This window comes from Acinetobacter sp. HR7, from assembly GCF_000773685.1.
Lineage (GTDB): Bacteria > Pseudomonadota > Gammaproteobacteria > Pseudomonadales > Moraxellaceae > Acinetobacter > Acinetobacter thermotolerans.
Genome location: NZ_JPQO01000110.1, coordinates 1 through 859 on the forward strand (window position 1 = coordinate 1; position 859 = coordinate 859).

At 34.6% G+C, this 859-nt stretch carries 1 protein-coding gene; it reads left to right on the plus strand.

The window, feature by feature from the left end; translation table 11 throughout:
* The first annotated feature begins 28 nt into the window (after positions 1-28).
* A protein-coding gene (locus tag GW12_RS15380; protein ID WP_152598534.1) for an IS5 family transposase occupies positions 29-842 on the plus strand; the annotation gives its coding sequence in 2 pieces (ribosomal slippage) (positions 29-415 and positions 417-842; 813 coding nt in all).
* Positions 843-859: the final 17 nt, after the last annotated feature.

Consider the following 859-nt stretch of genomic DNA (forward strand, 5'->3'; position numbering starts at 1 on the left):
AAAGTAAAAAATTGTTTATACTAGCCCCATGAAATATGAAAATTTAATTCGATTTAATGATGGGGAATTTAAACGACTCGTTGGAGTTCCTCGTCCATTATTCTTAAAAATGGTATCGGTGTTACAACACGCCGAACTTGCCAAGAAAAAATCTGGAAGACCTCATTCGTTGTGTTTAGAGGATCAATTGTTGTTAACTTTAAATTACTTACGCTGTTATAGAACTCAAATTGAGTTATCTGCTGACTATAACCTAGCCGAAAGCAATGTGAATCGTACGATTCAGAAAGTTGAAAATGCTCTGATTCAATCACGGATTTTCGCATTGCCTAAAAGGAATCAAAAGTTTAGTGAGGGGGATTATGTGATCGTTGATGTCACTGAATCACAGATTGAGCGTCCCAAAAAAACAAAGAAAATTCTATAGTGGTAAAAAGAAGAAACATACGCTAAAAACACAGGTCATTTTTAACCCAAGACTAAAGCAAATTGTAAGTATACAGGTCGAAAGTGGTAGAAAACATGATCTGAAGATTGCGCGTAAGTATTTGAAGGAGATGCTCCTTTATCCTTGTATCATGGCAGATTTAGCCTATAAAGGATTTCATCAGATTAAGAGTAAGTTACTCATTCCAATCAAGAAACCTAAGAATTTATCATTACCCAAAATAGCAAAATGGATCAATCAAGAAATTAGTCGGCGTAGGATTACAATTGAACATATCAACGGCAAACTTAAACATTTTCGGATATTAACAGAACGCTATAGAAATAGACGGAAACGATTTGGTCTAAGAATGAATTTAGTTGCTGGAATGGTGAATTGGATGCTCTTAAATTAACTTTCGCAAGAGATCTA